The sequence below is a fragment of the Sphaerochaeta sp. genome, from assembly GCF_050178175.1.
GTDB lineage: Bacteria > Spirochaetota > Spirochaetia > Sphaerochaetales > Sphaerochaetaceae > Sphaerochaeta.
The window spans coordinates 1-7,357 of the sequence record NZ_JBFXGH010000109.1; the positions used below are offsets into that span (position 1 = coordinate 1).

The 7,357-nt window shown below is 47.1% G+C and carries 8 protein-coding genes, 1 tRNA gene and 1 pseudogene; 7 read left to right on the forward strand and 3 right to left on the reverse strand.

Annotated features, from left to right (window positions below; genetic code table 11):
- From yedE to AB7S66_RS10275, 3 genes are all read left to right on the forward strand, one after another.
- Positions 1-1,005: YedE family putative selenium transporter (gene yedE, locus AB7S66_RS10265; protein WP_428519693.1), on the forward strand; the 1,005-nt coding region annotated here is incomplete at its 5' end.
- Entirely contained in the window at positions 995-1,201 is a 207-nt protein-coding gene (locus AB7S66_RS10270; protein WP_428519695.1) for a sulfurtransferase TusA family protein, read from the forward strand. The genes yedE and AB7S66_RS10270, both read left to right, overlap by 11 nt.
- The gene (locus AB7S66_RS10275) at positions 1,198-1,443 is read left to right on the forward strand and encodes a DUF3343 domain-containing protein (RefSeq protein WP_428519697.1); all 246 of its coding nucleotides are present in this window, start codon (positions 1,198-1,200) and stop codon (positions 1,441-1,443) included. The genes AB7S66_RS10270 and AB7S66_RS10275 overlap by 4 nt, the downstream gene beginning before the upstream one ends.
- 21 nt (positions 1,444-1,464) lie before the next feature.
- On the opposite strand, the gene AB7S66_RS10280 is transcribed toward AB7S66_RS10275, so the two are convergent.
- Together AB7S66_RS10280 and AB7S66_RS10285 are read right to left on the reverse strand one after the other, a co-directional pair.
- Positions 1,465-2,103: a class I SAM-dependent methyltransferase gene (locus AB7S66_RS10280; protein ID WP_428519699.1), complete on the reverse strand. Its 639-nt coding sequence runs from the start codon at positions 2,101-2,103 to the stop codon at positions 1,465-1,467.
- A gap of 302 nt (positions 2,104-2,405) precedes the next feature.
- Positions 2,406-2,479, reverse strand: a tRNA-Ala gene (locus AB7S66_RS10285).
- Between the two features lie 165 nt (positions 2,480-2,644).
- On the opposite strand from AB7S66_RS10285, the gene AB7S66_RS10290 reads away from it, so the two are divergent.
- The 4 genes from AB7S66_RS10290 (at position 2,645) to AB7S66_RS10305 (ending at position 6,543) form a co-directional block, all read left to right on the forward strand.
- Positions 2,645-4,102, forward strand: coding sequence for a DUF1538 domain-containing protein (locus AB7S66_RS10290; RefSeq protein WP_428519701.1), 1,458 nt, complete (start codon positions 2,645-2,647; stop codon positions 4,100-4,102).
- Positions 4,102-4,698, forward strand: coding sequence for a P-II family nitrogen regulator (locus tag AB7S66_RS10295; protein WP_428519703.1), 597 nt, complete (start codon positions 4,102-4,104; stop codon positions 4,696-4,698). The genes AB7S66_RS10290 and AB7S66_RS10295 overlap by 1 nt, the downstream gene beginning before the upstream one ends.
- A 210-nt stretch (positions 4,699-4,908) precedes the next feature.
- Positions 4,909-5,928: an aspartate-semialdehyde dehydrogenase gene (gene asd / locus AB7S66_RS10300; RefSeq protein ID WP_428519705.1), complete on the forward strand. Its 1,020-nt coding sequence runs from the start codon at positions 4,909-4,911 to the stop codon at positions 5,926-5,928.
- Positions 5,929-6,045: 117 nt separating this feature from the next.
- On the forward strand, positions 6,046-6,543 hold the full coding sequence (locus tag AB7S66_RS10305; RefSeq protein WP_428519707.1) for an NUDIX hydrolase: 498 nt from the start codon (positions 6,046-6,048) through the stop codon (positions 6,541-6,543).
- On the opposite strand, the pseudogene AB7S66_RS10310 reads toward AB7S66_RS10305, so the two are convergent.
- A pseudogene (locus AB7S66_RS10310) lies at positions 6,540-7,357 on the reverse strand (U32 family peptidase); the annotation flags it as partial. The gene AB7S66_RS10305 and the pseudogene AB7S66_RS10310 overlap by 4 nt on opposite strands.

A 7,357-nucleotide genomic window follows, 5' to 3' on the forward strand; every position in this document is an offset into this window, starting at 1 on the left:
CTATTGGGAAATCCTACAAATATGGGATTCTGCATTGCTTGTTTCTATCGGGATATTGCAGGCTCGTTATCGTTGCATAGCGCCACTGCAGTGCAATATGCACGACCAGAGATCATTGGATTGCTGCTTGGTTCAATGATAATCAGCATGATAAGAAAGGAGTTCAAGCCAAGAGGTGGATCCAGTCCTCTGGTTCGCTTTGTTTTCTCTTTCTTTGTAATGATAGGCGCTCTGGTGTTCCTGGGCTGTCCTTTCAGGATGGTCTTGCGACTCGCCGGTGGTGATCTTAATGCCTTGGTGGCGTTGCCTGGGTTCATTGGTGGCATTATTGCAGGATCCATGTTTCTCAATCGTGGGTTTACCCTTGGCCGGAGCTATAAGCAGAATGTAGTGGAAGGCTCTGTGATACAAACCTTTTTCTTGTTCCTGTTGCTGTTTTTGGTGGCTATCCCATCGCTTCTCAAATTCAGTACAGAAGGACCGGGAAGCCTGAAGGCCCCTCTTGTAATCTCATTGGCAGGTGGTCTTATTGTTGGAGCTCTTGCGCAACGAAACCGATTTTGCATGGCCGGGGGTATCCGTGATGTGTTCCTCTTTCGGGATACTACATTGTTGACTGGGTTGATCATGGTTTTTGTTGCTGCTCTGGCCATGAATATTCTCACAGGAAATTTCATAGTGGGCTATAATGGACAAAGTGTTTCCCATACCGATTGGCTATGGAATTTTCTCGGTATGGCTTTGGTAGGGTATGGGTCGGTATTGCTTGGGGGATGTCCGCTCAGACAAACCATTCTTGCCGGAGAAGGGAATAGTGACAGTGCAATGAGTGTGTTGGGCATGTTGGTAGGTGCGGCATTTTCCCATAACTTTGGATTGGCTTCCTCTTCACAAGGGGCCACACTTGGCGGAAAGGTTGCCACAATATTGGGGTTTGTTCTTATAACAGGTATTGTACTTATGGTTATTTATAGACAAAAGAAGGAGTCGGTTCATGGAAATTGATGCACGGGGGTTGTCGTGTCCACAACCTGTTATTGAAACGAAAAAGGCAATTGACAAGAAGCATACACAACTGACTGTGCTTGTCGACAATGTGGCAGCAAAGGAAAATGTAAGCAGGTTTGCAACAGCGATGAAGTATTCCATCCAGGCAGAAGAAACCGACTATGGGTGGAAATTGTATTTGGAGAAGCGATGACACAATTCATAGCAACCTTTTTCAGTCAGTACGGTGCTGTTCAATTTTCAAAGAAGGCAAAGCAGAACAATATTGCCTGTACATTGGCCCCCGTACCGAGAGCCCTCTCCTCGTCATGTGGTACGTGTGCATTTTACACGAGTGATGATTGGGATCCTGGGTTTGCGATGCAGGATTTGGAGATTGTCTATCAGGCAACATCCGATGGTTATACCGTTGTTCATGCAGCTGAGGATATATAAACGAAGAGTATCGGCAGCCTCTCAGATGGGTGATGTCTCTGATTCTGCATCTGCTGAAATGACAACAAAGGAGCCCTCGCCATATCCTTGGCGAATGGCATCTATAGGCGCTTCCGGGAAAAGCGTCTGGATGGTTTCAGCATGTACAAAACCAGCGGAATGAAGAAGGTCCAGCACCTCCTTGGTTGCATAGAAGGTGGCATCCTTATAGAAAATACTTTCTTGTTTTCTTGCAAGGTAGGCCCTTCCCATTTCACTCTCGCGATCTACAAACCCAAGGATTATGGTCCCCTGTGGTTTCAACACCCTCCTGGCCTCTCTGAGCGACTGTTTGATATCACGTACAAAGCAGATGGTGGTAACCATGAGGACAAAGTCAAACTGATGGTTTGAAAAGGGAAGGTTTTCAGCAACTCCTTGTATTACCTGAACTCCTCTGTTTCGTGCCTTTTCGGCCATTTCTTCAGAGGGTTCTACCCCGATGCGTATACCGAGCGGGGCTGCAAACATTCCTGATCCCACTCCTATTTCCAGGCTTTCACCAGTTTTGGGAAGCAGGGAACGGATTGCTTTCAGTTCAGCGTTGTACAGAAGTTCATGCGCAGGAAACCATTGGTCATAGGTATCACTGTGAGTATCAAAGACAGAGGAAGTATTCATGCTTGCAGTATACAATAGATGGGAAATTAAATACAGTTTTGTTTGATACTTACGTAACGTAGGGATGCTTGCACTTCCTAAAGCTACCATCATGTAGGGTTACCCACTCGATTCAGCGAATAACCTTCTATATGACGATAAGGAAACCGCTATACCGTAGTGGTTACGGTGAACAACCTGGAAAAAGCGCTTGATGAGATGGTGTTCATGGAAACATATCTGACAATGCTGAATGTTCTGTAGGAAAGATCGTTGCATGTCCATATGCAAAAAAGCCGTTGCTTTCGCAACGACTTCTTTAGTGGAGGTAAGGGGAATTGAACCCCTGACCTTTTGAATGCCATTCAAACGCTCTAGCCAACTGAGCTACACCCCCAAGACAATAACAAAAAGTATCATACGAATTGACCCGTAATAAGTCAAGTATGTCCAGCAAATTTTCTCAAGGGCTGGATTGAGCGTTGACCTTTTCTGCGTAAAAGGGTATAAAATCTTATTATAAAACTAGTTAAATAAATGAAAAATACAAGAGGATTTGCATATGGAGGCGCTTAAAAAGGTGAAGGAAGTGGGGCTTTCCATCCTCCCTGTCCTCTTGCTGGTAACGTTGCTCCATTTCTTTGTGACTCCATTGAGTGAAGGGATGCTCTCTTCCTTTCTCATCGGCGGGGTGCTTATTATTCTCGGCCTTTCCCTATTCTTGCTTGGCACTGATATTGGTCTTATCCCGATTGGAGAGCGAATAGGTTCGGCGGTAACGAGAAAGAAGCGGCTCTCCCTGTTGTTGATAACTGCCCTACTGGTAGGTATGGCAATCATCTTTGCTGAACCGAATATCAGTGTGTTGCTCGAGCAAGTCTCGCTGGTAGCTCCCTCCATTTCTCCTCTCTCCATGCTTCTATCCATAGCTCTCGGTGTTGGCCTTTTCCTGATGATTGCCATGGTCCGTGTGATCCTGCATGTCGGGCTGAAGTGGATCTATGCAATCAGCTATCTTCTGCTGCTTGTACTTGGAATATTCAGCAAACCTGAATTCCTGGGTATTGCCTTTGACAGCGGTGGAGCTGCAACAGGTCCCCTTGCTGTTCCCTTTATCATGGCACTTGGGGTCGGTATTGCTCACGTACAGAAAAGCCAAACGGATGCAGACAACTTCGGCTACGTTTCCTTGGCCCTTATCGGCCCTACCATGGCCATGTTGGTGCTTTCCCTCTTCAGTGGAGATGGCAATACAGCAGTGCAGAGTACTTCATCAGTGCCGCAGATACAGCCATTCCTCTCGCTCTTTGCACCAAGTACACAACAGGTACTTTCCTCCTTGTTTCCACTGGTGGTGTTATGCATCCTCTACCAGATATTCCTGGTGAGAATGCCAGTCAGGCAGTTGATTCGTATGGCGTTTGGTTTGGTGTATGCCAGTCTTGGCCTTATCCTGTTTTTTGTTGGGGTGAATGGTGGTTTTATCCCGGTCGGTTATCAGATCGGTTATCAGCTTGGAAAGCTCAATGAGAGCCTACTGCTGGTGTTTGGGCTTGTTATTGGTGCGGTTACAGTACTCAGTGAGCCATCGGTAGCCGTTCTGATCGATCAGGTACAGGAGATAACCCAAGGTCATCTGAGAAAGCAAATAATGCTTGCAGCCCTCTCAATCGGAGTAGGGGGGAGCGGTCTGATGGCCATGTTCCGTATCATACACAGTCTTCCCATCTGGTACTTCCTGGTTCCGGTTTATGGCCTTGCCGTGCTGCTCTCATTCCGGGTCCCTGACCTTTTTGTTGGACTTTCGTTCGATAGTGGGAGCGTCAGCTCGGGGCCTTTGGCTTCTACGTTCATTCTCAGTTTTGCCATAGGGGCCTCTACCTCAGTGGGGGGAAACCCTGTCAGTGATGCATTCGGGATTATCATTTTTGTCTCCATGACACCGGTGGTGATAGTCCAGCTTTTAGGCTTGCTCTACAAACGAAAACAAGCCAAGCTGGAAAAAGGAGGAAAAGCGTAATGAGTAGCTTGTTGTTGGCTATCGTAGGAGCAGGAAAAGCGGATTCACTCATGCAACTTGCAAAAGAGTCAGGGAGCAGTGGGGGTACCATTCTCAGGGGACGTGGTACCGCCTCAAGTTCATTGCTATGCCTCCTGGGCCTAGGTGATTCTGACAAGGAAGTGCTTCTTACCTTGGTTGATGATGGGGTTGAACCCACTGTGTGGAATGCTCTATCAAATTTTCCCCATACCAGGGGCTTGCTTGCTGCTGTTCCTGCCAGCAGGGATGAAGACCACCCAATAGTGAAATCCAATACATGGGATTTGGTATACATTATTTGTGCCAGTGGCTTTGCTGACGACATTATGGCAGCAGCCCGTAAGGCAGGGGCTAAAGGAGGGACAATCCTTGAAGGAAGAGGCACTGCAACCGCCGATGATATCGCCTTTTTCTCAGCATCCTTGGTCCCCGAGAAAGAAATGCTCATGATCCTCTTGCATCATACAGAACGAGATTCGGTACTGGAAGCAGTATCCAAGCTTCCTTTCTTGCAGGAAAGGGGAAGCGGTATAGCCTTTAGTGTTCCAGTACAAAAGGTTGCTGCTCTCAGATAGAGGGTCTTGCTCTGTACATACATAAATAGTACCAGTACTATGCAAACACAAAAAAGGGTTCACTATCTTGAACTTTGTGTTAATATAATAACATTTTGTTAAAATAATCAAATAATTGTTACTAAACTATTGCATAAACTCTGAAAAATCAGTACCGTACTGATACATTAGTGAAGAAAACGGATACCAATCCGGTTAGGAGATCCCTCGATGGAGAAGAAAATTAAAGTTGCCGTAATGGGTGCCACAGGTGCAGTTGGACAGGTTTTTATGTGGATGCTAGCAGATCATCCTTGGTTTGAGCTCACGTATGCAACAGCATCAGCTTCTCGTGTCGGCTTGAAATATGCTTCCACAGTGCACTGGGTCATGCCATTTGAAATGCCCAAGAAAATCAGGGACGTGGAAGTAAAGGAATTCAACATTGAAGCAATGCAGGAAGAAGGGGTGCAGATTGTGTTTTCCGCCCTTCCCGCTGAGGTTGCCCGTGAAGCTGAACCACAGCTTCGAGATAATGGATTCTTCGTGTTCTCGAATGCGGCTTCCATGCGTTATGATCCCAATGTTCCCATTCTTATCCCGGAAACCAATATGGAACAGCTTGAACTTGTACAGGCGCAAGGATATCCCGAAAAGGGTTTTGTGGTGACCAATGCCAACTGCGTCACCACTGGGTTGGCAATGGCGCTGGCACCGCTACGCAAATATGGTATCAAGAATATCATGTTGCACAGCTACCAGAGCGTCAGTGGAGCAGGCTATCCAGGTCTCTCTTCCTTCGATATCACCGATAACTGTATTCCCTTCATCAGGGGAGAGGAAGAGAAGATCGAGAAAGAGATCAAGAAGATCCTTACCATTGATCCAGAGGTATACTGCTTCACCGTTCGGGTACCGGTCATGTTTGGACACCTTGAAGCTGTCTGGTTGGATCTGGAGCAGGATGTTGAGGTTGAGGACATCATCAAGGATTGGGCGGATTTCAAGAATGTACCCGACCTTCCTTCCACCGCAGCACAGCCTGTTGAATATGGTGCGGATCCCACCTTCCCGCAGCCCAAGTATGCTTTCTGGGGGAATCCCAGTGGAATGGTGGTGTACACCGGTCGCTTGAAGAAGAAGAATGGAAAAATCGGATTCCTCTTGATGGTCAACAACATCGTAAAGGGTGCAGCTGGTGGTTCAATCCAGAATGCTGAAGCCTTTGTGAAGAAGTTCGGCCTTATTTAAACAGCCCATCATGCATTCCAAGGGCTCCCGTTCTCCGCTGAGAATAGGGAGCCCTGCTCTTTCCCTTTACTTGCGGAAACCTTGAAGAGTTCCTACTATGCAACATAAGGAGACATCATGAAGGAATATTGGGATCTCTATGACCATGCAAGAAAGCCATTGGGAAGGACTCACCAGAGAGGGCTCCCCCTAGGTGAAGGTGAGTATCATGTTGTAGTCTCAGTGTGGACCGTGAATCAGGATGGGAAAATACTCATAACCCTACGTTCTGAAGAGAAGGAACTGTTTCCCGGGCATTGGGAGAATACGGCAGGATCGGTAATGAGAGGGGAGACCAGTTTGGATGCTGCGCTGAGGGAGCTACGGGAAGAGACCGGCATTGAGGTTTCCCCTGAAGAAATTACTTACTTGGGAACCGTGCTCAAGGTAGCTTCATTTGTCGATATCTTTCTGGTGAGAAAAATGCTTGATCCCGATTCCATTCACCTGCAGAAAGGAGAGACTACTGCCTACCGTTGGGTTTCCTACGATGAGCTGAAAGAGATGGACAGACAAGGCAAGCTTGCCTTTCCTCTTTTCTCCCCTTTCCAAGAGGCAATGGAAAACGAATGCTAAGCATTCACAACGGTAGTGATGCAATCCTCTACGATGACCCGGTACCGTTGGTTGTCACCCTTCACATACCATGATCCCCTATGAGGACATCCCTCACAGCTTAACCGAAGTGAGTCATGACGGAAACATGATCGACTGATGAAAAGCGGAGGACTGAATGCATCATCCACTCCAGTGGGAATGAATGGCCAGTACTCTGGATCTGTCTCTTTTCGTTCCATCCAAAGATAGCCACCCTCCATTTTCAATCCAAACGTGAGGGCTAGGTTTGCCGCCTCGCTGTTTGCCAAGTATAGGTAGATATCAAAGAAGCAAGGCAATTGATGGTCCCTGAAATATGCAATCTGACCCAAGTTGTTCAATCCAAAGGAGACTGAATCCAGGAGTTTCTCTTCCTTCATTCTGGCAACAACGTTATCCAAATCAGTGAAGAATGCGTCCTCATCGAACATGACCGGACTTAAGGGTACATAATAGTGATTCTCATGGTGGAAGAGCAAGGAAGCAAGTGGCTGCTGTGCATGTGAGAGCGTCTTCAATTCGAGGTAAGGGATTTTCTGTTCAGTGAGCAGCAGGGAACGGGGAGGCAGTGTGCTCATTTCCAGTTTCTCGGCAATGGGCTTACGAATTAGACGCTTGGTAAGTTCCTGGGCCAGCGTACGGTCAAGAAGATCATACCAGTCACGTCTGATCGTCTTCAGAACTGAGAGCGGTAGGAATATCTGCTCAAGCGGGAGCTGTGTTTTATTCACGAGGTTGATCGAGCCAAGGGTGAGAAAAGATGTATCACTTTGGCTGAAAATGGAGACAATAT

Coding starts and splice junctions, on each gene's coding strand:
- AB7S66_RS10270 (WP_428519695.1), top strand. CDS start 995: ATGGAAATTGATGCACGGGGGTTGTCGTGTCCACAACCTGTTATTGAA.
- AB7S66_RS10275 (WP_428519697.1), top strand. CDS start 1,198: ATGACACAATTCATAGCAACCTTTTTCAGTCAGTACGGTGCTGTTCAA.
- AB7S66_RS10280 (WP_428519699.1), bottom strand. CDS start 2,103: ATGAATACTTCCTCTGTCTTTGATACTCACAGTGATACCTATGACCAA.
- AB7S66_RS10290 (WP_428519701.1), top strand. CDS start 2,645: ATGGAGGCGCTTAAAAAGGTGAAGGAAGTGGGGCTTTCCATCCTCCCT.
- AB7S66_RS10295 (WP_428519703.1), top strand. CDS start 4,102: ATGAGTAGCTTGTTGTTGGCTATCGTAGGAGCAGGAAAAGCGGATTCA.
- asd (WP_428519705.1), top strand. CDS start 4,909: ATGGAGAAGAAAATTAAAGTTGCCGTAATGGGTGCCACAGGTGCAGTT.
- AB7S66_RS10305 (WP_428519707.1), top strand. CDS start 6,046: ATGAAGGAATATTGGGATCTCTATGACCATGCAAGAAAGCCATTGGGA.